This window comes from Bacillus sp. JJ1503, assembly GCF_036965125.1.
GTDB lineage: Bacteria > Bacillota > Bacilli > Bacillales > Cytobacillaceae > Cytobacillus.
This window is the reverse complement of sequence record NZ_JBALOZ010000479.1, coordinates 1-1,241: the sequence shown is the minus strand read 5'-3', so window position 1 is coordinate 1,241 and position 1,241 is coordinate 1. Positions and strand designations below refer to the sequence as shown.

The window sequence follows — 1,241 nt, the reverse complement described above, 5'->3', positions numbered from 1 at the left end:
GGTAGCATTAGCGTCATTTTGATGGATAGGCTGTAATTCCCCTTTGATCAGCTTAGGCAAAGTGTCGGATAAAAGATCAGAACCTGCCACACTAAGCTTATCGTGCAGCGTACCAACTGTATCAGTATCCGTAATTGGCACCTCTACCTGGGTTAATATATCCCCGGCATCAAGCTTTTCGGCCATATACATTATTGTAATGCCTGTCTTTTTCTTCCCTTGAATAATAGAATAGTGGATAGGTGCACCTCCTCTTAATTCTGGAAGCAAAGATGCATGAACATTAATACATCCGAATTTAGGAGCGTCTAATAACTCCTTAGGTAAAATTTGCCCAAAAGCGGCAGTTACAATTAAATCAGGATTCAATGCTAAGATTTTGTCTAGCTCAGCTTTTTCTCTGATTTTTTCCGGCTGATAAACAGGGATTCCATGTTTTTCTGCCTCTACCTTTACTGGTGGGGGTGTTAATACCCTTTTTCTCCCTACAGGACGGTCAGGCTGTGTAACAACTCCTATAACCTCAAACCCGTCTTTTATAATTTGCTGCAGGACAGGAACAGAGAAATCTGGTGTTCCCATAAAAACAATTTTTGTCATATTACTCCGCTCCTTCCAGCTCAGATTCTTCAAGGTATCTAATTACTTTGGAAGTAAATAAAATTCCTTGAAGATGATCAATTTCGTGTAAAATCGCTCTCGCCAAGAAATCTTCTGCTTCAAGTGTATAAAATTTCCCTTTCCGATCTTGTGCTTTGATTTTCACATAGGCAGGTCTATTTACTTCTCCATATAACCCTGGAAAACTCAAGCAGCCTTCTGGCCCAATCTGTTCTCCTTTTATTTCTAGTATTTCCGGATTGATCATTTCGATTGTGCCGCTATCATCATCAATATCAACAATCGCAATTTGCTGATCAAGACCAATTTGTGGGGCAGCTAGTCCAACTCCGTCAAATTCAATCATCGTATCATACATGTCATTTAATATTTTTACGAGTTTTTTATCAAAAAACTTAACTGGTTTACACTGTACCTCTAATATTTCAGAAGGATAAGTGACGATTTTTCTGACTGACAATCTAGTTCCTCCAATGTCTTCTTATTTACCTATTTTCAACTATTTTTACATGATTCATAACTAAATTTATCTAAATCTTTTCGCCAATTTTACTACATTAATATATATGGATTTAGATCTACGGAAATTTGCAGTCCGCCCGAATGAATCTCCTGTTGAT

Annotated in this window: 2 protein-coding genes; both read right to left on the bottom strand. The window is 37.7% G+C overall.

Annotation, left to right across the window (positions count from 1 at the left end; all coding sequences use genetic code 11):
- Window positions 1-600: methionyl-tRNA formyltransferase (fmt, locus tag V7149_RS25555; protein ID WP_335348367.1), on the bottom strand; the 600-nt coding region annotated here is incomplete at its 3' end.
- Window position 601: 1 nt separating this feature from the next.
- Window positions 602-1,081 (bottom strand): peptide deformylase, encoded by a 480-nt coding sequence (gene def / locus V7149_RS25550; protein WP_335348366.1) that lies wholly within the window; start codon window positions 1,079-1,081, stop codon window positions 602-604.
- Between the last annotated feature and the right edge of the window lie 160 nt (window positions 1,082-1,241).